This is a genomic window from Phocaeicola dorei, from assembly GCF_013009555.1.
Lineage (GTDB): Bacteria > Bacteroidota > Bacteroidia > Bacteroidales > Bacteroidaceae > Phocaeicola > Phocaeicola dorei.
In genome coordinates this window covers 2,414,194-2,436,369 of sequence record NZ_CP046176.1, presented here as the reverse complement: position 1 = coordinate 2,436,369, position 22,176 = coordinate 2,414,194, and the positions used below count along the sequence as shown (strand labels likewise).

At 50.0% G+C, this 22,176-nt stretch carries 24 protein-coding genes; 19 read left to right on the top strand and 5 right to left on the bottom strand.

The annotated features are described in order from the left end of the window. Nucleotides 1-13: 13 nt before the first annotated feature. The 19 genes from GKD17_RS10105 to GKD17_RS10015 all read left to right on the top strand — a co-directional run bounded on the left by GKD17_RS10105 (nt 14) and on the right by GKD17_RS10015 (nt 17,125). Nucleotides 14-928, top strand: a complete 915-nt coding sequence (locus tag GKD17_RS10105; RefSeq protein ID WP_038608662.1) for a fimbrillin family protein — start codon at nt 14-16, stop codon at nt 926-928. Between the two features lie 81 nt (nt 929-1,009). Further along, a complete protein-coding gene (locus tag GKD17_RS10100) occupies nt 1,010-4,024 on the top strand; it encodes a fimbrillin family protein (protein WP_032951625.1) in 3,015 nt (1,004 codons plus the stop codon). Between the two features lie 11 nt (nt 4,025-4,035). Then, the gene (locus GKD17_RS10095; protein ID WP_007836005.1) at nt 4,036-4,839 is read left to right on the top strand and encodes a fimbrillin family protein; all 804 of its coding nucleotides are present in this window, start codon (nt 4,036-4,038) and stop codon (nt 4,837-4,839) included. Next, nucleotides 4,836-5,144, top strand: coding sequence for a hypothetical protein (locus tag GKD17_RS10090; RefSeq protein WP_007836006.1), 309 nt, complete (start codon nt 4,836-4,838; stop codon nt 5,142-5,144). Before GKD17_RS10095 ends, GKD17_RS10090 begins: the two co-directional genes overlap by 4 nt. A gap of 5 nt (nt 5,145-5,149) precedes the next feature. Further along, nucleotides 5,150-5,470, top strand: coding sequence for a hypothetical protein (locus GKD17_RS10085; RefSeq protein WP_008781678.1), 321 nt, complete (start codon nt 5,150-5,152; stop codon nt 5,468-5,470). Between the two features lie 4 nt (nt 5,471-5,474). Then, the gene (locus GKD17_RS10080; RefSeq protein WP_007836008.1) at nt 5,475-5,690 is read left to right on the top strand and encodes a hypothetical protein; all 216 of its coding nucleotides are present in this window, start codon (nt 5,475-5,477) and stop codon (nt 5,688-5,690) included. A gap of 555 nt (nt 5,691-6,245) precedes the next feature. Continuing rightward, nucleotides 6,246-8,690, top strand: coding sequence for a TraG/VirB4 family ATPase (locus GKD17_RS10075; protein ID WP_038608669.1), 2,445 nt, complete (start codon nt 6,246-6,248; stop codon nt 8,688-8,690). Between the two features lie 245 nt (nt 8,691-8,935). Beyond that, nucleotides 8,936-9,259: a hypothetical protein gene (locus GKD17_RS23255; protein WP_227194034.1), complete on the top strand. Its 324-nt coding sequence runs from the start codon at nt 8,936-8,938 to the stop codon at nt 9,257-9,259. A gap of 24 nt (nt 9,260-9,283) precedes the next feature. After that, complete coding sequence (locus GKD17_RS10065; RefSeq protein WP_008781675.1) at nt 9,284-9,829, top strand: DUF4141 domain-containing protein; 546 nt, start codon at nt 9,284-9,286, stop codon at nt 9,827-9,829. 4 nt (nt 9,830-9,833) lie between these two features. Beyond that, nucleotides 9,834-10,631 (top strand): type IV secretion system protein, encoded by a 798-nt coding sequence (locus GKD17_RS10060; protein WP_008781674.1) that lies wholly within the window; start codon nt 9,834-9,836, stop codon nt 10,629-10,631. 14 nt (nt 10,632-10,645) lie between these two features. Further along, a complete protein-coding gene (locus GKD17_RS10055) occupies nt 10,646-11,302 on the top strand; it encodes a hypothetical protein (protein ID WP_007839678.1) in 657 nt (218 codons plus the stop codon). Between the two features lie 15 nt (nt 11,303-11,317). Next, complete coding sequence (traM, locus tag GKD17_RS10050) at nt 11,318-12,274, top strand: conjugative transposon protein TraM (protein WP_007836042.1); 957 nt, start codon at nt 11,318-11,320, stop codon at nt 12,272-12,274. Between the two features lie 35 nt (nt 12,275-12,309). After that, the gene (locus GKD17_RS10045; protein WP_008656149.1) at nt 12,310-12,885 is read left to right on the top strand and encodes a hypothetical protein; all 576 of its coding nucleotides are present in this window, start codon (nt 12,310-12,312) and stop codon (nt 12,883-12,885) included. A 72-nt stretch (nt 12,886-12,957) separates the two neighbouring features. Then, nucleotides 12,958-13,230 (top strand): hypothetical protein, encoded by a 273-nt coding sequence (locus tag GKD17_RS10040; protein ID WP_007839209.1) that lies wholly within the window; start codon nt 12,958-12,960, stop codon nt 13,228-13,230. Nucleotides 13,231-13,241: 11 nt separating this feature from the next. Beyond that, nucleotides 13,242-14,366 (top strand): conjugative transposon protein TraN, encoded by a 1,125-nt coding sequence (gene traN, locus GKD17_RS10035; protein WP_008656150.1) that lies wholly within the window; start codon nt 13,242-13,244, stop codon nt 14,364-14,366. A 10-nt stretch (nt 14,367-14,376) separates the two neighbouring features. After that, nucleotides 14,377-14,928 (top strand): M23 family metallopeptidase, encoded by a 552-nt coding sequence (locus tag GKD17_RS10030; protein WP_007836045.1) that lies wholly within the window; start codon nt 14,377-14,379, stop codon nt 14,926-14,928. Continuing rightward, nucleotides 14,925-15,155, top strand: coding sequence for an HTH domain-containing protein (locus GKD17_RS10025; protein WP_007839681.1), 231 nt, complete (start codon nt 14,925-14,927; stop codon nt 15,153-15,155). Before GKD17_RS10030 ends, GKD17_RS10025 begins: the two co-directional genes overlap by 4 nt. 73 nt (nt 15,156-15,228) lie before the next feature. Beyond that, on the top strand, nt 15,229-16,500 hold the full coding sequence (locus GKD17_RS23250) for an InlB B-repeat-containing protein (protein WP_221415202.1): 1,272 nt from the start codon (nt 15,229-15,231) through the stop codon (nt 16,498-16,500). A 319-nt stretch (nt 16,501-16,819) separates the two neighbouring features. Further along, nucleotides 16,820-17,125 carry a hypothetical protein gene (locus GKD17_RS10015; RefSeq protein WP_005841735.1) on the top strand — a complete coding sequence of 102 codons (306 nt, stop codon included), beginning with the start codon at nt 16,820-16,822 and terminating at the stop codon, nt 17,123-17,125. Between the two features lie 303 nt (nt 17,126-17,428). Here the strand turns inward: GKD17_RS10015 and GKD17_RS10010 are convergent, their stop codons facing one another. The 5 genes from GKD17_RS10010 to GKD17_RS09990 form a co-directional block, all read right to left on the bottom strand. Beyond that, nucleotides 17,429-17,755 carry a hypothetical protein gene (locus GKD17_RS10010; protein ID WP_008656153.1) on the bottom strand — a complete coding sequence of 109 codons (327 nt, stop codon included), beginning with the start codon at nt 17,753-17,755 and terminating at the stop codon, nt 17,429-17,431. 92 nt (nt 17,756-17,847) lie between these two features. Next, nucleotides 17,848-18,693 carry a Fic family protein gene (locus GKD17_RS10005; protein WP_005841739.1) on the bottom strand — a complete coding sequence of 282 codons (846 nt, stop codon included), beginning with the start codon at nt 18,691-18,693 and terminating at the stop codon, nt 17,848-17,850. Between the two features lie 548 nt (nt 18,694-19,241). Beyond that, entirely contained in the window at nt 19,242-21,038 is a 1,797-nt protein-coding gene (locus GKD17_RS10000; protein ID WP_032951623.1) for a fimbrillin family protein, read from the bottom strand. 20 nt (nt 21,039-21,058) lie between these two features. Further along, on the bottom strand, nt 21,059-21,292 hold the full coding sequence (locus tag GKD17_RS09995) for a hypothetical protein (protein ID WP_007836052.1): 234 nt from the start codon (nt 21,290-21,292) through the stop codon (nt 21,059-21,061). Nucleotides 21,293-21,307: 15 nt separating this feature from the next. Further along, nucleotides 21,308-22,087 (bottom strand): ParA family protein, encoded by a 780-nt coding sequence (locus GKD17_RS09990; protein WP_008781669.1) that lies wholly within the window; start codon nt 22,085-22,087, stop codon nt 21,308-21,310. Nucleotides 22,088-22,176 lie beyond the last annotated feature (89 nt).

Below are 22,176 nucleotides of genomic sequence, written 5' to 3'. Positions count from 1 at the left end.
AAAATTTTACAAAATGAAGAAAATGTTTTTGTTCGCAGCGTGTCTTGCCGTATTGGCATGCAGCTGTTCCGAGAATGAAGAAGGAACCGTCAAGGATGTCCGTGCCTCCTTGAAAATCAACGCCAACATCGGTGCTCCCGCTGTTTCCCGCGCGGAAAAGACCGCCTGGGAAGCCGGTGACAAGCTGGGTCTTTATGTCTGCAACGGTACTTTGGGCACTCCGTACAACCAGAATGCCGTCTATACCAACACCCCTTTCACCTATTCAGCTGCCGGATGGACTTCGGAAGAGATCCTGCTGGATGAGAACGAGGCGACGGTGTTCGCTTATTATCCGTATGATGCCACGCTGACCACCCCCTCCGCCCTTCCGGTGGACATCACCACCCAGACGGACCATCTGTACGGACAGGGCGACACCAAGGCGAGCATCCTGAACCGTAATGTGAACATCACGATGAAACATGCCCTTTCACAGGTCGTATTCCGCATGAAGAAAACGGAAGGATACAGACAGGAAGGCATCCTTACCGGAATCACACTGAAGAATGTCGGTTCCGCCACTCCGTTGTATACCCGTGCCACTATGGATATTTCAACAGGTTCCCTGACAAAAACGACGGCAGGCAATGTGGAATTCAGCGCCGGCGCCACTCTGACAGACAAGGCCGTATCCTTTTCATCCATTGTCGTTCCGGTTGATGCGACAGCGGGCAAGGATATGCAGGCCGTGTTCACCATTGACGGAAAGCAGCTGCGATTCACCTTCCCGGCCGGAACGAAATGGGAACGCTCTTACCGTAATATCTACGACATCGTACTGGGGAATAACGGTCTGGTCATCGGCGGTGCCGATGGCAGCGGTGTGACCATCGAACCCTGGACAGACGATGTGAAAGGTGAAATCCAGCTTGTACCTGTAATCTGACTTTAAGGGGCGGGAAGCCTTTCTTCCCGCCCTGTTACAAACCATATCGGGGCTGCCAATCCCCCATAATCAGACAAAACGATGAAAATGAAGAATATTTTAAACAGCCTTTTCCCCTGGCTGGCCGTAACAACCCTCCTGTCCCTGCAGGGCTGTGAGAATGAGGAAGGCACCGCAATCCACAGCCGTGATACCGTGTCCTTTGAAATTGACGCAGGGGGAGCACGGGCAACCGAGACAACGTTTGAGACCGGGGATGCCATCGGCGTCTATGCGGCAGTACGCATGTCATCAGCGCCTGCAACCTTGAAAACGTCCGGAAACTATGCGGACAACAAGCGGTTCGTCTGGAACGGCTCGCAGTTCGTGGCGGACGGGGACGCCAACGAAATAGCCGCCGGCTATGAAACGGATTATTATGCCTATTACCCCTACAGGGAAGACATGGGCAATCCGTTGGATTATGATTTCAGCATACAGGGGGACCAGCGGGAAGGCATCACGCTTTCCGACTTCATGTATGCGGCCAACAGGAGCGGAACAACCGATAAGGTCATAACGCTCGCCTTCTCCCACCGGCTGTCCCGGCTGCAGGTCACTTATACGCCGGAAGCGGGAGAGGCACTTTCCGGCGTGACCATCCAAAGGGCCAAGGCTACAGCCAATATCAACCTGGGAACCGGCACCGCCAATACCCTTGGAGCCACCTCGGATATACGGATGTATAATGACGGCGGCACATTCACTGCGGTCATTCCGGCGCAGGACCGGGATGCCGACGGTACATTCCTTACCCTTTTATTTGCCGACGGCACAAAAAAGGACTACACCCTTACGGCAAAGAAAGAATTCCTTGCGGGGCATACTACCGTAATTCCGTTCATGGGCAAAGAGCTGCAGTATACCTTTACCGTCAGTCCGGAAACCATCGGCAGCGGCTATTCCGGCGGCATCTATAACTACGAAACGGTTTCAAACAAATATTATTCAATAAACGGGAAGCCATTGCCCGGCACTGAGAGTCCATTGGATTACACGGTTTCAACGACAGACGTCTGGATAACCCCGGACAAGGCGGGCAAAACAATAAAGGTGGCGGAAAACCTGAATACCGCTCCCCGAAACGGCAAGGTCCTGTTTACCCAGGCAGAATCCGGAAGGACTTACATCCTGCCGGTACAACAGTCCTCCGCTACCACGCGGCAGACCTTGCAAATCAGCACAACTGCGGGAAACATACCCGCTGCCGGAGGAAACAAGGCTGTCACAGCCGTTCTCAGCACTTATTATAACGACCACCGGGATCCTGATAAAAAAGAAAATGTAACGGTTTCCCTCAGTGGAACCGGGACGGGATTCAGCCTGTCCGGGAATCAGGTCCTGGCTGTCAACAATACTACGACAAATGCCAGAAGTATTACCGTAAAAGGCAGTTACAACGGCATAACATCGGATAACAGCCTGACCATAACACAGGATGCCGGTGCAAAACAATACGCATCCTGGAGCGACTGGAGTGTAACCGTATCGGCCAATCCGGAAACGGTTGCAAACACGGGAGGTACATCCGTCATCACGGCCGATGCAGCCCGTACCCGTGCGTGGACGTGGAACGGTGTCGGCGGTTCAGGAGGTACGGAAACAGACAGGGCCACACCGTCATTGTCGGCAGCCGGCAGCGGATTCAGCCTGTCCGGAACAACACTGACAGCAGGCAACAACACAACAACATCTGAAAGATCCTGTACAGTCACGGCAACCCATGCCGGTAAATCAGCGACCTGTACAGTCAAGCAGCCGGCCGGAACAACCGGTTACGGAGATTGGAAAGTAAACATATCCGCCAGTCCGACCACTATCGCGGCCGCCGGAGGAACGTCAACGCTGACCTGCTCGGCTGCGCGTGACGTATATACCAATGGGGTAAAGACCGGTACGGAAACCGCCACACCTGTCATCTCGGGCAGTGCAGCCGGATTCAGCCTGTCCGGAAAAACAGTCAGCGCCGGCAACAACACCTCAACAAGCACGCGAAGTATAACATATACGGCAACCCATGCCGGTAAATCAGCCAGCTGTACGATCACCCAGTCTGCAGGAAACAGGCAATATGCGTCATGGAGTGCCTGGAACGTGACAGTGTCAGCCAATCCGGCCACGATAGCCGCAAGCGGAGGCACATCCTCCATCAGCGCGGCGGCAACCCGTACCCGCACATGGACGTGGAACGGTGTCAGCGGTTCCGGCGGTACGGAAACAGACAGGGCCACACCGTCATTGTCGGCAGCCGGCAGCGGATTCAGCCTGTCCGGAACAACACTGACAGCAGGCAACAACACAACAGCGTCTGAAAGGTCCTGCACAGTCACGGCCACTTCAAACGGCAGGTCGGCCGCCTGTACGGTCAGACAGTCCGCCGGCAGTCAGACAACGGAGTACGGCAACTGGACCACGGGCTCATTGTCAGTGTCCGCCAGCCCGTCCGGTATCGGCTCATCCGGAGGCACAAGCCGCCTGAGTGCGACAGCATCACAAAGCCGTCCGAAATACACGAAGTGGAACGGCATAACAACAGGCACCACCACAGAATACCGGAGTGTGGATGTGAGCTCATCCGCCTCATGGTCAGGAAGCGCGTCGGGCTTCAGCCGGAGCGGCACGACTGTCACAGTGGCGGCCAATGGCAGCACTTCATCCCGCAATTGTACCTATACGGCAAGTTACGGAGGAAAATCAGGCCATGTGACAATCCATCAGGATGGAAAGCCCGCCGATGTAATCACCTACGGGTACATATTCACGCTCAGAGCCGTCAGCGGTGATGACGTCGTCTCCACCGGGGGAACCGTCACCTACAGTGTCACCTCACAGAAGATCACATACACCAACGGCAGCGAAACCTCCCGCAGCAATATCGGCTGGTCGGCTTCCGCCAACGTGTCCTGGATCAGTGCCGGCACAAACTCGGCAACCGTCAGTGAAAACCCGACAACTTCCGACCGTAGCGGCACGATTACGCTGACCCAGAACGAAAGCGGAAGGAAACTGTCAATCACTGTATACCAGGACAGAAAGGTATCGGTGGACATAAACTAAAAACTATAAATATGGATAAACCATTCAATCATCTCATTATTTGTCTGACGTTTGTAATGCCGGTTGCAGCCCTCAGCGGCTGCTCCGGCCCTAACGACAGTCCGGAGCAGGACGCCGTCATGTCCATCAGCTCCTGCACGGCACGTGGTGATGACGGGCAGGAAATGTCCGTCAGCGAGTTCGGCATGTTTGTAACGGATACGGCGGGAAACCTGTATCCGGACAACATCCGAGTCCTCAACCGGTCCGGGAAATGGACATTCGCGGAGATTTCCCTGTCGGACGGGGATAAAGGCATATATGCGTATTATCCTTACAACCCGTCCTTCAGCGGCGGAAAGATGGGCCTGGACGCAAGGAGCCAGACAGACTATCTGTATTCGGAAAGGACCATGGTGTCCGGGAACGCACCCTCCGCCTCCATCACCCTGTATCATCTTCTTTCGAAGGTGACTTTCAGAATGCCCGCCGCCGTCACCGCGGTCAGAGTGGCGGATTACAGCTACTCCGCTTCGTACAGTCTTCTGACGGGCTCACTGGAGATAAAACCGGAAAAAGGCACAATATCCTCCGGGACAGGAAGCCTGCTGCTCTATCCCGGTGACAGTCCGGCCATGCACGTGGCGCTGGTGGCCGGCGGACATCCATACGACTTCGTCATGCCGGCGGCGGCATTCCGATCCGGAAAGGAATATGTCTACACTTTGAAAACCGCCGGAAACGGGGTGGAGATAGAGGACATCACCATCACCGGCTGGCAGCCCGGAGGCAATTATGAAGGAACAATAACTGAAAAAGAACAAGAAAGGCAATGAAAAAGAAAATTTATACTTTATCCGTCCTGCTGGCGGCGGTTCTTCCGGCAGGGGCACAATCCATCAAAAGTGACATCAACACCGTCCTGAACGACATCGCACTGCCGGTTTTCCTCGGTGTGATGGTCATGGCGCTTGCCGTAGGCATAGGAAAGAACTGGAGACTCATCAATGACGAGAACAGCGAGGGCAACAAGAAACAGGGATGGATGAACGTCGCCTACATGGTCGGCTATGTCCTTATCGCGGTGACCGTCATCAGCTTCTGCGTGGGCAAGATAGCCGGTGTCAGCTTCTCAATCTGACCGCCATGGAGTACAAGGTGCGCAAAGGGATCGAGAACCCGTGCAAGATACACGGGCTGCTGGTACGCGACTTCTATCTGTTGCTCGGTTACGGCGGATTCGCCGTGGCCGTGCTCCTGCTGAACGTCAAGAGCTGGCTGGAGGACGGTACGACAGGCGGTGAAATGCTTTTCATATTCGTATTGCTTGTCGGATGTGGTCTGTTGTTGGCAAGGAAGTTCTATAAGAATGCCTCAAGGAAGAAGTACAGGCCGCCGCATTGGGAGAAGACGGTTACAAACCGTGATGTGAGAAATGCTTTAATGAAAAAACAGATAAACTATTGACAGTATGGAAAGTGTTAGAAACTGGCTGGAACAAACAATCGGAATGCCAATTGATTATATATGCATCATTATCATGGGGATGCTGACACTGCATGTTTTGATAAGAATTGCCATACATGGGAACATGGAGTTCTTAAAAAAGTATGGCAAGAGTGGCAATGATACCGAAAAAAAAATCAATGATCCCTCTAAAGAAAGGAACGACTCATCGTCTGCATGATTCAACTTTTTTTTTAAGGAGCTGCCAACAGTGTTTGCCCCCCAATGTAATCTTACCCAAACAAATCTTTGCAAACAGGAGAAGAATACTAAAGTAGGCAACACTTGAATATAGCACAAGAAACCTTGTCCAATAACAGGCCAAAGAAATCTGTATTCCTTTACTTTCGATCAGATAAAGGTAAATCAACTCCCCAAAAGCGAGAACAGGAATCGGAACGAATACAGCATATGGAGGTGGTTGTACCGGACAGGAAACAAGAGTGGTTAAACTGAGATATGCTCCGGCAGTTCCCGTAGCCAACATCAGTTGTACGACAAAAGTATAGCTACTGAAAGATGATATATACATAAACAAAAACGGATACACAATAATAGTGCAGGCGGCAAGGGAAACAATAGTATACCGTATGCCCCTTTCCATTTTTTGGTAGATATCTCCCAATTCATTTAACATATCATAAGACAGATCAAGTTAGACAATAATAGTGTTTGATTCCTGTGCAAAGATACAAATAACAACCGAATGGATAAAAAATAAACAAACAATAAGAAAATGGCAAACGAAGGATATTCCATACTGGATGTCATCAATGACGAATACGGTGTCATCCTTACCAGAAACGGCTGCGTGTCTGTAGCGTTCCGCATGTACAATCCGGAATGTTACAGCCTGCACCGTACCGACCTGGAGGAGCGCAACGCGCGTCTCTACCAGGCGTTCAAACACCTGCCCTCCGGCAGCTTCGTGCACAAGCAGGACGTGTTCCTTAAAAGGGAGTACGTTCATGAGCTGGAAGGGGACAGCTTCATCGACAAGGCGGAACAGAGGCATTTCTCCGGCCGTGAGTATCTGGAACATGACTGTCTTCTGATATTCACCCTGTCCGGCCTGTCCTCCCTGGCAGCCTCGTACAATGCCAACCCGTTCTCCTACCGGGAGAGGCTGCATGTGTCCGACCGGGAGAAACTCACCGAATTTCTGGAGGGGGTGAACTCCGCCATTGGTGTGATAAACAGTATCAGGGACACCCGTCTGGAAAGGATGGCCGCCGCCAGCCTGAGGGAGTATGTCATCCGGTACATCAACTTCTTCCCCCGGGCTGACTGCGACCGTGACATCCATTTCTCCGGAGAGATCACCGTCGACCGGGAGAAAGCGCGTTGCTATACCGTCTGTGACGGTGACTATCTGCCTGACCGCACCGTCAGAAGCGATGTGGAGGACACCACACTGCCCGTGTCCGGATGCAGCCTGTACATGGCGGAACTGGAAGGCCTGGGCGTGCACCTGCACTGCAACCATGCGGTCAACCAGATCCTCTATTTCGAGGGCTCGGAGAAACTTTATGAAGAGTTCTCCCGCCGTGTGGCGGTCTACCGCACCAACAAGGGATGGGACAGGGCCATGCTGGAGCCGAAGGCGGACGAGCTCGAGAACATGCAGAAGGAGATCATGGAGGAGAGGCAGCTCCTCTGCCGTGCCAATTTTTCCGTCATGATATGGGATGACAGCCCGGAACTGCTGGACCGGGCCGAGAAGAAACTGCGGGAATACCTGACCGTCTCGGACTTCAAATTCTATATACCGTCCTACGAGCATCTGGCCAACATATACCTGGCTTCGGTTCCCGGACAGGAGAAAGGGCTTGACAGCGGCTTCCTGTTCCTGACCCCGCTTTCCCTCGCGCTCTGTCTGTTCATCAACTACACGACATTCACCCCGGATGAGGAAGGGGTGTATTTCAATGACCGTATTTATCAGATACCTTTGAAAAAGGATATCTGGGACGCGAAGAAAAAACGCATACCGGCCCGCAACGGCATCGTGGTGGCATCCACCGGCGGCGGCAAGTCCGTGCTGACACTGAATATCGTGCAGCAGCTCATCGAGCAGGGCTATATCGTGGTGGTGGTGGAGTTCGGGTACTCTTTCGGACAGCTCTGCAAGCTTTATCCTGAAATCTCGCTGCATGTGGACTATGACGGGGAGACACCGCTGGGTCTGAATCCCTTCGATCTGGAGGGCTGTTCCCTTGACAACAACAAGATAGAGGTGCTATCGGGTATCGTGCAGCGTTTCTGGCGCCGCATGTTCGGGAAGGACGAGGAGGAGCAGTCCGTAGCCCTCACAAAATTCATCCAGGATTATTACGCCACCTGCCTGCCACCCCATTCCTTTCCCTCTTTCTACCGCCACGTGACGGAGCATTATGAGGATATTTGCCGGCGGAAGGACGTAGACCCCAATTATTTTGACCTGTCCTCCTTCCGCCTCATATGCAGCGAGTTCCTTCCCGGTGAACGGTATGCCAATGTATGCAGGACCGAAGGAGTGCCCGATTTCGGGAACAGGCGGCTGGTCGTGTTCGAGCTGACGCAGATCAAACAGGACAAGTTCCTCTCCGACCTGGTCATGGCCCTGATCTTCGACGTGATTCATGACAAGATCCTTTCCGACCGGACCAGAAGGGGAATGATCATTTTTGACGAGTATGCCGAAACGGCGCAGATGAAGTCCAGAGGCGAGGATATCAGCATACATTCCGCAGTCGCCTTCTGCTACCAGAAGATACGCAAGGAGAACGGTGCGGTGATGACCATCGTCCAGAGTCCCGACCAGCTTCCCGATGACGAATTTACCAAAGGCATGATCACCAATACCCAGCTGCTGTACATCCTTCCCACAACGGATGTGGTATACAGGGCCGTGGAGAAAAGGTTCGAGATGGGGGGCGACCCCGCCCAGTGCAACATGATGCGGTCCATCCGCAACGACTTTTCCGGGGAGCGTCCGCATTCCGAGTGCTTCATCCGCTTCACCGGCGGCCAGGGGAGGTATGCGGTGGTGGTGCGCAACGAACTGAGCCGGGAGAAGTTCCTCGCCTTCCAGACCGACGGGGAGACATGGGCTGAGATTGACGGCTATTCCAGGACCATGCCGATGGAGGAAGCGATAGGCAGATACATGGAGAGACACCCGTCAAAGGACAGGAAATGAAAGGAGACCGTATGGAAAAAGGATTAAAGGGATACAGGCCGCTTCTGCTTCTGCTCCTGTGCGGCGGAATGACCTTGAAGGCTGCCGCACAGGCGGCGATTACCGACCCTCTCAACACCGCCCAGAGCACACTGACCGCGGGAAATACCGCAGCAACGGTGAAACAGGTGACGGAATCGGTGAACAGGCTCCAGACCGCCCTGGACTATGTCCAGAAGGTGTCCGCCACCGTCAGACGCGCACGGATGTTCACGGACCTGATAGACCGGCAGAACCGGTTGAACAGCAACTGCCTCAGGACGCTGGAAGAGGCGGAGAAGATGGACATGAAGGGGCTGCCGGGCATCACTTCGGCCGTGCAGGACGTGGTGGCGAACAACGCCGCCATCATCTCCCTGACCATGGACATACTCGGCAGTGACCTGAAAATGAACGACAGCGGACGGATAAAGCATCTGAGGAAGTGTCTGGAAAAGCTGAGGGAGCAGGAGGCGGGACTGTCCGCCATCCGTCAGACCATCTCCCGTACACGGACAATCAGACGGAATTTGGGACTTGTAACAAAATAGGAATCAGAACAAAGGAGGAATATCATGAGATTGCTTTCAATTTTTTTCTTTTTTACAGGAATGTCGCTGCATTGCGTGACGGCGGGAGCCCAGTGGGTGGTCACCGACCCCGGCAATACGGCACAGGGAATCATCAATGCCGCCAATACGGCCAGTACGGTGAAGCAGACGGTGGAACAGGTGAACAGGCTCCAGACCGCCCTGGACTATGTCCAGAAGGTGTCCGCCACCGTCAGACGCGCACGGATGTTCACGGACCTGATAGACCGGCAGAACCGGTTGAACAGCAACTGCCTCAGGACGCTGGAAGAGGCGGAGAAGATGGACATGAAGGGGCTGCCGGGCATCACTTCGGCCGTGCAGGACGTGGTGGCGAACAACGCCGCCATTATCTCCCTGACCGGGGATATACTCAGCAGTGACCTGAAAATGAACGACAGCGAACGGATGGAGCAGCTCGACGGATGTCTTCAGGAAGTCCGTCGCCAGGAGGCTTCACTGGGCACCATCAGACAGATCATGTCACATACGCGTACCATCAGACGGAATTTGGGACTTGTAACGGAATAGGAATATGGCATCAATAACAGAAATATCGGTCGAGCATATCCACAATGCTTATGAAAGTATCCGGGGGAACATCGCCGTGGAAGCCTTCTATGCGGTAGTGACGGGATTCATGGCTGTCACGCTCATCCACCGTCTGTATACGGTATACCGGGAGGTGCAGTCCAACGAGGACGGCACGCCCACCATGAAGGATTACATGAACCTGGTGTGGCAGTATGTATTCTGTATAGCCGCCGTCGCACTGTTCCCCGTGCTGCTGGAAGCCCTGGAAACGGTGTTCGGCAAACTGATGGACGATCTGCAGGCCGGATTCGGCGGAAAGGTCTATGATGTGGCCGACCTGTTCCAGAAGCCGATAATCGCACAGTTCGAGAAACAGTTCAGCGACATGTCGGTAATGGACGTTGCCGGCGTGTTGCTCAATCCGGTCGGCAGTTCGTTCGATTATCTGCTGGCGTATGTGGCCGGCGTCATAGCCGCCCCTTTCTACATGTACGCGCAGACCCTGTTCATAGTCGGCAGATACATGTTCCTGCTCCTGCTGGAACTTATATCCCCTGTGGCGATAGCCTGTTTCTACAACGAGAGTACCCGGACGTATTTCCATACGTGGTGCAAGAACCTGCTGGTCTGTTATCTGATGGTACCGGCCTTCATCCTTGCCAGCAAGTTTTCGGACGCCATCGTCAGCGAGTATGTCATGAACACCTCGTGGAATGTCGTCCTGCAGGTGTTGTTTTCCCTTGCGTTGAAACTGTCCCTGCTGGCGATTGTGAGAGGCAGGATCCATAACCTTTTTTAAAACAACGGAAGAATATGAAAATGGATATAAAGAATATGGTGAGGGACTTCGCCTCACTGGGAGAGGCCAAGAAGCGGTCCTCCGTCTATGTCAAGGCGGTCAGCCTGTTGTGTGCGGCCATCGTCGCCCTGGTGCTGTTCTTCATGAACATGACCGTCCGCGGAGTGACGGACAGGATCCTTGTCGTGAATACCGGCGGAGAGTTCCTGCAATTGAAGTCCATGGAAACGGACAAGTTATACGAGACCCTGTTGAAGGCCCACTGCAACGCGGTGGCCTATTATGTAAACTCTTTCGACAGGATGAGCATCTCCGGAAACCAGGCGCAGGCCGTGTTTCTGGTGGAGAAATCCGAGCTGAACGCCATCTGGAACAAATACCTGAACGACCGCGCCTATGCCGACGCGGCGGACAGGGGTGTCATCTACAAGTGCGTGTTTGAGAAGCTGCACAGGGTCGGGATACGTGATGACGGTTACAACGTGCTGTTCACCTCCATCCTGTCCATCCATGATGCCGGCGGGGTCAAACGTATAAGGATATACAGCCGGGGCGACGCCATACGCACCACCCCGTCCTATCCGGAGAATGTGACAGGCTTCTTCTTCCGGAACTATACACAGGAATACGAGCTGTTGGACACCTCGGATGGAAACAAAGAAAGAAATTGAATAAAACAGAAGAACATGAAGAAGACTCAAGTAATCATTGTCAGCGTGTTCGGGTTACTTGTCCTTCTTGTCATCTGGACAATCTCCGCGATGAAAGGAAAGGAAGAGAATCAGAACACCGTCCGTCTTAGCACGGACAACAAGGATGTGACCATTACGGATGTGAAGGCCCAGCTCGAGCGTACCCCCCTGCGCAAGCAGGCGGAGGGACAGGGCGGGGACAATCCGGTGGACATAGAGCGTATGCGTCAACTCATCATCAACAGTGAGATGCCGCCGGAAGAGGAATACGGGCGGAAGGCGGATACCGCCTCCTATATCCTTCCCACACAAGAGAACCTGGACAGTATCACCCGTGAACTGCGGAAGAAGAAAAAAAGGAAACAGGAGAAAAAGAAGGTGGAGAAGAAGGAAGAGACAAAGGAAGCCCCTGAGGCAAGGACAAGATTCAACACGGTCGCCTTGCACAAGAGCAGCAGGCGGAACGCCATCCGCGCGTACGTGCATTCCGACCAGGTCGTGATGGCCGGATCCACGCTGAAGATGCGTCTGGGTGAGGACTGTCTCACCGATGACGGCCGTCGGGTGAGGAAGGACTCGCCGGTGTACGGGGAAGTGAGGAAGATAGACGGCGAAAGGGTCATTGTGGAGATCAGGACAGTCAATGTGGGCGGCAATATCCTTCCGTTTAAAAAAGAAGTATATTCTTCTGACGCAATGGAAGGTATCTATGTACCGGGGAACGCAAAGGCGGAAATCAACAAGGATGCCACGGCCGGGGCGGTGGACGGGACAAATCCGCAGATAACCGGAGGCCTGGACATGGGCAGCCAGCTTATTGCCGGAGGCGTGAACGGTGTGGTGAACGCCACCAAGCAGGCCGCAAGCAAGAATATCAAGAAAGTGAAGGTCACCATCAAAACCAACTATGCCGTGTTTCTGATGGAGAAAAAAGAACCGGGGGAAAGCTGACCGGAAACGGCATATTGAAACATTAAAATAAAGATATGAAAGACAGCAGGACAATAACAGGTGACCTCATGGAGGAGGGAGTATTTGTATGGTGTGTATTCATGCCGGACGGAAAGGCCTCCTTGCATATGAACAGTGAACAGTATCCGGACAGTAGGACACACTCCCGTGGAAGGTTGTTGTCCCCTGATGTATCCGTACTGCATGAAATCCTCACACCGGATGATGCTGACAGGTTTCTTTCCCTTCCTGAATACGGGATTTCGATACGGATCAGGATGCGTGTCCGTTATCCGGGAACAGACGACACGGAAGTGGAACAGTCGGAATATGAACCGGAGGCATGCTTTCCGGCATGGCTCGTCCTGAAAGACGGACGGACCGGACTGTATCTTCATGAACCGGCTGACGGCCGCTGCCTTATTCCGGACATGAACGGTCTGCCGGGACTTCCCGGATTGAAGCCGGATGATGCACCCGTAAGGGTTGAACTGCTCATACCCCAGTCACACTGGATTTTCGACCTGGTCGATCCGGCACTGTTGAAGACCGGCAGCTGCTCCGGACGTTTAAAGCCGTGCCTACAAGAACATCCGACGCTCAAAAAGTGAAGTGCCTGTAAACTATTATAAACGGACCCGGGAAGTGACAATAACGAATGATAATTAAAAGAACTGTACGAAATGGAAGAATTCCTATCGAAAGACGGCTCTGTGACCATCTTGCTTTTCTGCTTTCTTCTCACCCTTACCATTGTTTTCCACATTTTGGGGTTTTGGAAAAGTTACCGTGAATATTCAAGGAAACAGGAAGAGGGCAATCGGAAGATGAACCGGACAAATGTCAAAGGGACAGACAATCAAATAGCAAACGTTAAGAATGCCGGACAGGAAATTCATCACGAATCAAATTCTAAAGCCGGATGCAAAGATAAACATCAAACTATTAAAATATAATTTATCAAGATATGAGACAAAACAGAATTTACATCACAGGGATACTTCTCCTGTTTGCTTTTTTATCAGGAAGAGCCCAGCAGCCCCGTATTGACGAGCTGGAGTGCAGAAACCTGAAGATCGGTTATGAGAAGACGCTCCATATGATATTCCCCACTCCCGTGAAATACCTGAACATGGGGGATGAGAACATCATAGGGGAAGTCATACAGGTATGTCCGTCCGTCATCCGGCTGAAATCAACGGTAAGGGATTTCAAAGGAGAGACCAACCTGTCGGTTGTTACGGAGGACAGCAGGTATTACACCTATTGCATATCCTTCGACGAGGGAGCGCAGGCTGTCTACAAGGAGGGCGGTACCATGCCGGAAACGGCGGTTCTTCCGGTTTCTGACGAGAAACTGACCCATGTGATCTATCCGGAAAAAATCGTGTATGTCGATTTCGGAAACACCACCGTACAGGTGGAGAAAGCGGAGAATGTGAACAATATTGTCGCACTCAGGGCCGTGTCGCCGTTTGCCCTGCAGACCAACCTTACAGCCATCACCGAAAGCGGCAGGTTCTATACGTTTGACCTGCGGTATGCGCCCGGATGTGAGAGATTTTCCTTCATTGTGGACAAACAGGACACCAAAAAGAAGCAGGTGGCCATACTGGAGGGAAGAGAGCGGAATACCCGGCAGAAAGCACTGCTTGAAAAAGAGATATCACGGAGGCCGAAGCTGCTGACCAATATCAGGGACGAGGTGGCCGGCATGAGATTCTGCGTGACCAATATCTTTGTGGACAATGATATCCTGCTGTTCCGCTTCGGGCTGCACAACCGTTCCCAGATCGGCTATACCATAGACTTCATCCGTTTTTATATACAGGATGCGAAAAAACGGAAAAAGACCGCCGTCCAGCAGCTGGAGCAGCAGCCCCTCTTCTCTTTCAACCGTCCGGAGGAGGTGGCTGCGCTTTCCTCATGTGACTTTACGGTCGCCCTTCCGAAATTCACCATACCGGACAAGAAGGTGCTCATCATAGAGATACAGGAGAGAAACGGGGGAAGACATTTCTATTACAAATTGAAGAACAAACAGCTGATCAATGCGGAGATACTGTTCCCGGAGATTGTAGGAAAACCATAAAGAATACCACATGATAACGAAACTAGTTCTGTTCCTATGCCTCTTCTGTCCGGTACCTGATAAGGAAAGGGCCATATTGGAGGACGCACTCTCCCGGTGTTCCAGTCTTGAGCGCATCGGGGAGATCATGGACATCGTGGAGAGGCATCATCTGGAATACAGGATACCGGTACATCCCCCTGTACACCGGTTCCACCGTATCAGTTCCGCCTACGGATGGAGGAGCGACCCGGTTACCGGACAGCGCAGGTTCCATTCAGGAGTGGATATTGCGGCGGAACTTGCATCGACCGTGCATGCCGCAGCTGATGGAAAAGTCATATACTCAGGAAGAAAGGGAGGATATGGATACTGTGTGATGATACGCCATGCCTATGGTTTTGTGACCCTGTACGGGCACTTGTCCGCCTGTTATGTTCCGGAAGGTGAAGAGGTCAGGAGTGGCAAAGTGATCGGATTCATCGGATCAAGCGGAAAAAGCACGGGAAACCATCTGCATTATGAGGTGAGAAAGTACGGAAGGCCGGTCAGGCCATACATCAGAAAAAGAAGAGGATTATGAGAATACTGGACTACATGGAAAGATTACAGACACTGACCCGTCTGCTGAAAAAAGAACATACAGGAAGTGCCGCAAAAATAGCGAAGGAAATGGGCGTACATCGCAATACAATCATTAATTACTTCTTAGAGCTCCGGGCCATGGGTGCAGAGATTGAATATGACAATGAACGAAATACATATTATTTCAAGAAATCTTTTGATATCCAACTGAAAATTAAAATTTAGTGAAGGGCAGCACAAAAAGGTTGTGCTGCTTCCCACTTACATTTGCATATTAAAAACTATCAAAATACAATTTATGAAAACAAATCATTTACATTACATTGTGCTGCTGGCAACCATCTTCTTAGGCTGCTCATGCAGTGAAGAAATTGAAAAAGAGCTCACAACCGGAAAGACCGCGGTGACTATCGAGGTTGACGGAGAAGAGGATGCGGACTCACGTACCGTATCGTTTATCGGTGGTACCGCTTATGGAGAGGGACTTTATGATGGTAAAGAAAGACCCACGGTAGGTGCTGAAGCCTCTGACGGATATGAGATAGACTATTTCTACGGGGGACCGTCAGATGAACCCCAAAAGTACAATTATACAGGCAGTGGAAGTTCTGTATCATATCAAGTTTTTCTGAATGGCAAGGATCATAAATTCAAGTGCAAGTTCAAGGAAAAGAAACGTACTTTGACCCTGACTGCCAATCCGACCTCCGGAGGAACTGTTACCGGAGGGGGAACATACAAAGTAAAAACCAATATCCCCATCACCGCTGTTGCAAAATCCGGATACACATTTTCCGGATGGACTGTGACTAAAGGAGATGCAAAAATTATGAATGCCTCCTCAGCCAGTACCACTGTGCAGTTGCAAAGTTCGAACAGTACTTTGCAGGCGAACTTTTCAAAAGCCGGTAAAACGTTCTATTTCTCCATCCGGACAGGAAGAGGCAAACTGGATGTCTTTGATGAACGTGGTGAAACCACATTGCTGCCATCTGCTTCAGAAATAGTATTGAATCTTTCACCGGATGATGAAAACTTGGAACGAGGTGGTTACCTGATATCTCCAGAGCCGGAATCCGGTTGGAAATATGGAGAGGATGAATGGTATGTGAATGGCAACGGGATACCCTCCGGACAATATGGTCAATATTTATTTACGTACAATGATTACAGCCGTTATCCTGATGGAAGCAGATTCGTATACGATTTCAAAGCGGACAATCCTATAAAGGTGACTATACAGACTGGCATGTGGAGTAACAATTCTTTCTCCTTGTATACGCACGGTGATTTCAGAATTGGCTTTTCTGCTACCGGTCTGAGTTCCGGTCAGCAAACCCGTGAGTTCTCATATGGAGACCGGGTAACAATATATGCGGATGGTGCGGATTATGCCGTGCCGGGAGAAGGTGACCGCTGGAGATATAACTATCTGAGAGGTTTCTTTACTACCGGATGGCAGGCTTTGGACGATCTTGGGGAATACTCCCAGACATCAGCCGGTTCATATTCATTTACAGCGACAAAGGATATAACTATTAACATTGTATTCATGTCCACTATCAGATAAAATACAAGGGCTGTCTTAAAAAAATGACTTGACAGCCTCTTGTTATAATAGCCTTTATCTTGTCATACAAAATAAAAAAGAACTTGTAACAGAAGTTAATGTGCAACAGATTTTGGTTTTACGCACAAAATAGGCAGAATTCCTGCCTATTTTTATAAGTGTGGAAACATTCTACATCAGACCACACTATATGAGGATTATTTCCATTTTTTACATAATAAAAAAATAACAATTAACTGATAATCAGAATAAATATTCTTTTGGCATGGGAATTGCCTTATCATTATCGTAAAACAATAACCATTAAAAATATAAGATTATGAAAAAATTTTTTGTTGCAGTAGCATTGGTAATGGGATTAGGAACAACAGTGGCATTTGCCGAAAATTTGACTTCAGGTGTTGAAACAGTCATGGCAGTAAATGACTTCACCCCTATTGAAGTGAAAGACCTTCCGGCAGCGGTAACGGAAGCAATCGCCAAAAATTTTGCGGAATCAACCGTCAAGGAAGCGGCGGTGGAAGCGGCAGAGGATGGCAGCAAGACCTATCAGGTTGTTCTGACAGACAAGGAGGGAGCTGAAAGTACGGTGTTCTTCAATGAGAAAGGTGAAATACTGAAATAATATATTTTGCGTCTTTCTTGATAAAGAACTGAATTTGCCCTCATAAGAAGAGAACAGTTCTTATCAAAAGATACAGGGTCTTTATAAATAATTTCATTCATAAAGATTGTCGTTTTTTACTAATATTGAACCGTTTTTACAGGAGCAACTGTCCGAGATGAACAGTTGCTCTTTTTAATTTTTATGTTGCCGTTCATAACTGCCAGTACATTGTGAAAATCTATTTTAAGTATCCAATAGTTTGGCAGAGAAAGATGAGGTGTCAAAACACTGACATAACCTCATCTGTAATGCGAAATTAAATCAAAAAATATACCTATAGTTTCCAATTACCTTATCAACTTTGCCAACATTTGAAATAGGTTCATTGGAGCAAACAGTGACACCATCCACAACCAAAGTGAATGATTTTTCTTTGCTGGTCATGCTCTCAGACACCTCACCGTTATATCTGTCATAACTATCCAATCGTGATGCCGGAGATCCCGATGTGACTGCAAAGGTATAATTTTCCTCCCAAGAGTCGTAATTTCCTCTATCATCTTCCCGTTCTGTGATTTCAACACCATAAACAGTGTAAGTCGCTGAATGACCTGAGGTAACAGAAACAGATCTGGTTAATTGTCCCATTAAAACTTCATCTTTGAAAGAGACATTTATAATCGTAACAGATTGTTTAAAGTTCGCCTGCAAAGTACTGTTCGGACTGTCAGAATGTAATATTAGATTTCTGAAATGTCATCATTGGATGATTTTACATTTCTAACAAATTCCATCCCCCTGATAAAATTCTCCGTGAGATTCTTTTTTTCCTCTATTTCCTGTTCCATCCGTTTTATGGATGTCCGGAAGAAAAAATCTATCAGAAATTCATCTGTACGCTCTTTTTTGATATATTTTAAGGCGGTGATATATTCCTCTCTCTGCGAACCGGGGATTATCAGCAGCGGCTGTTCTTTTTTGAGCAATATAAAATTGGACATCAGACGTCCCAGACGACCGTTTCCGTCCCGGAAGGGATGCAGATATTCATAAAATCCATGAAATCTTGCCGCGATGATCATCGGATGGATCTTCCCGGAGTCCAGGACCTGCTGGGTGCTTTGTAACAGGCGGGGGACCTGCTTTATCAGCTGCTCATGGTCCCCAAATATCGTATCACCGGCACACATGTCCACTGTTGTATATTCTCCCGGGTTGGACGGTATTTCATCGTATTGGGTCTTGTAAGAGAGGGTATGTTCCGTCAGCAGCCGGTGGGTTTCCTTCAGGAGTTCCTCGGTCAGCGGCCTGTCCAAATTCTTCAGAAGATATTCATAAGCCTGGAAATGATCCAGGATTTCAAATGCCTCCAGCAAGGTCTTGCCTTTGGGGATCATGCCCAGCCCTTTTTCTTTCAAGGTGCGGGTCTCGTCCACTGAAAAACTGTTCCCCTCTATAGCACAGCTATGCGCCGAGAATAGAATTTCATTGTATTCTATAAAATCTTTCCTGCTCAGCTTCTCAGATACAAGTTCCTTGTACCGGTTCACTAAAATATCATATCGGGAAATCAACTTGTCCTCCATATCAGTACCATTTTTTGCAAAGATACTAAATCTGACCAATATACCCCTGCATTCTATATGTAATTCCTTGATAAAAGTGTGATATCATTACTTTCCCCGCCCTACTGGTAGAACAATGGTAGAAAATAGAAAAAACATAACAAAACTCAAGATAAAACACCGGAACGGAGCGATTGCAAGACCGTCTGCCCATACTTTTTCTCCTTCAAAAGGGTGGAGAAAACATTTTCTACCGGAGTTCTACCCAAATACCGGGTGTTCCAGGAACACTATGGACACATCCCTCTTATTTGTCTTGTTTTTTCAGCCATGTAATAAACAAGCCGGAATCCTTCAGAAAAAGGCATTCCAGCTTGTTCACATTGCACATACCGGCTGTCATTATCATAAACCGCACTATTCCAAACATCAATACTAACAGCCAAATTTATTACAAGGAGCGTAAAGAAGATCTTGAAATCTTTCTATACGGTTCTCCTGTAAATCGGTACATTGACTATCATGTCTTATCTTTTTTCTTTAGGAAGAATGGGGCCTGTTATCGTCTTTTACCAACTTTGGGGTATAATGCCTAAGTAATTAAACGCTTCATCCATTTTTGCAGACTCGGAACCCGGATAGTTCCGGTTGAACAGGTATTCTGTGTCACACCGCAAAAGCTTCCACTCACAGCTTCCTTCTTCCCGATAATACAAATGGGCTATCGGAGTGCAATAACCAACACCGCTAACAGGATCTCTTGGATTTGCTCGCTGAATCGGGAACTTGCAGGATACTATCCCTTTCCAAAAACGTACTCCTGCCGCTATGTCAACAGTGCAGCTTCCCAGTTCATCGCGCCATTCATAGTCATCAATCTTGTTCTCCTTTTTATCACTCGGTCTGTAGGAGTTGGATTCCAGTTTGAACTCCCTCTCCCATACAACCTTTACAGTCCCTTTCATGGCTTTCCTGCTTTTGTTTGAAAGCGTATAGACTATATTGAACCAGTCATTATCAGGAACAGGATATGCCAGAAACGTATTGCATTTCTGATTCTCTAATGTTATCATCCGAAGTGCCGGCATATCAGTGGCCGGTCTCACCTCATACATCCATTCCCCATCATTGGAATTCTGATCGTATCCGTAAGGCTTGAACCAGGCTGACTCCCCGTTCTTTTTGAACAGCACTGCCAGCCGGTATGTCCCCGGCACGGCCTGCACATAACAATACTTGCAGTATCCGTCCCATGCACCGTTTCCGCATTTGATATCAAACGGCTGGTACTGTTCCACAATCCTGTCCCCATCCATCAGCACGAACCGTGCCTGTCCGGCGAAGTCTTCCCCACCTCCACGGTTTCTATACCGCAAAAAGAATCCCCAGACCTTACCCTCACCGGTATAGGTGTCATAGCCATAGAACGTATAATTCGGCCATATATAAATCCTGTCCGTCCCGCAATCCCTCATGACAATCCGGTCGGTCTTTCCGAAAGTGCTCCAATACTCCTCATCCATCGGCACATGGTCCACGTCCACCTCACAGTTATAACCGGATTTCATATTCAGAGTGTAAGTATAGATCATGCCGGGATTCCACACATGGGTAGGCGGCAGGGCATAGGTAAAATCCCTCCCGTCCACATGTACATTGACAGTGATACCCTCAGCCGTACCCACAGGCATCAGGATTGCCTCCACATATACCGGAGAGGCATCGTCCAGTGTGTAGTTCCCTCCGGCCTTATATTCTCCGGGCTGTCCTGTCGGAAGGAGCTTTCCGGACGTGACATCCATGGACGCAGACAGCCTTACACCTCCAAAAGTGACCGCATCCACCCTCCCGTCACCTGTATAATCATTCTTTTTTATCAGGATCCTGACCAGGGAGAGAGCATGCTTCATCACAAGGACCGCGCTCGGCTTCTCAACGCTTACCCCTCCTTCTCCATACATATAATCCTCCTGTGTCGTGATGTCCACAGGTATGGCGGTCATGTCCGTATATTGTACATTATAAGGATAATAGGCGGACACTTTCTGCTCAGCCGTCACCTCCACCTGTTTTCCGGCTTTCCACCGCCTGCCGTCAAAAGTGAAGGGTATGTTCACATCCCCTGCAGCTGTCACTCCCAGGCAATGCCCCTCCTTCCAGTTCTCCACCACGGCCCTCTGTTCCTGCATGTTCTCGATGATAGGGGCGATGCCGATGTACACCTTTCCCGTATCCGGCTCTTCCGGGTTTCCGGGATTTTCCGGCTCCATTACGGGAGGAACCGGGTCCGGCAGTGGTTCCTCATCCCGGCAGGAACATGTCATGCACGCCATGACCGCCATCAACAAATATCCGAATGTCTTCATTTTCTTCAATTTTATGTTCTTTATTCTTTCTCCACTCTCTCGAAGAATTCCCGTATAGCCTGTGCTATGACCTGCTTCTCCTTCATTCCAGCGTCAACAGCGTATTTCTTCACCTTGCGGTGCAGTTCCAACGGATACTCCAGTGAGGTTCTGGCCAGTGCTTCCCCTTTCTTCCCCTCCTCCGGAGTGGAGTGTGTGGGACGGTTTGGTGTTCCGCCCTGCAGAATCTCGTCAATTCCAATAAATTTTCCCATATTCTTTATTTACTTTTATTTGTTGTCAACCATATTCAATCTGGACAGGATCTCCCGGGTAAGGGACCGGTAGTCCGCCGCTCCACTGCTGTTCCTGCTGTAAGATACGACATCCGTCTTTCTGCTCATGGACTCTGCCACCCTGATGGAACGGCTGATGACCGTGGAAAAGACCGTTTCCCCGTACTGTTTCCGCATCGCTTCCAATATCTCCGCATGCAATGTAGTCCTTCTGTCATACTGTGTCACCAGCATGCCGAGCAGGTTCAGTCCCCTGTTGATCTTCCTCTGTATTACAGCAACCGTATCCAGGATGGAAACCAGACCATATAAAGAAGCCACTTCCGGCTGCACCGGTATAATCAGATCGGTGGCGGCCACAAGCGCGTTGACCGTGATCAGTCCGACAGCCGGCGGGCAGTCAAGAAGCACAAAATCGTACCCTCCATCCGTTCTGGCAGCCAGTTCTTTAAGGAAATTTTCCCTCCCGTATTCGTTCTGCAGAAGATACTCCGCATCCGCCATTTTCCTGCATGACGGGCACAGGGATATATTCTCCTGCAACCGTATCCATGGAAGCCGCGTTTCCTTGCCATCCACCGCACCCTGCAAAGCCGAGAAAACCGTTTCTTCCGGATCTGTCACCCCCAAAGCCGCGGTCAGAGTGGCTTGCGGATCCAAATCAGCAAGAAGGACCTTGTATCCTTTTCGTGCCAGTTCGAACCCCACATTGGTAGTGGTAGTAGTCTTGCCAACTCCACCCTTCTGATTATGGACTGCTATAATTTTCACCATATCTATTTGTTTTTTAGTGTGTTACGAAGTTAAGGAAAATAATTCTCTTTTCCAATATTTTGATGTTTTAATGCTTTGATATTTATATA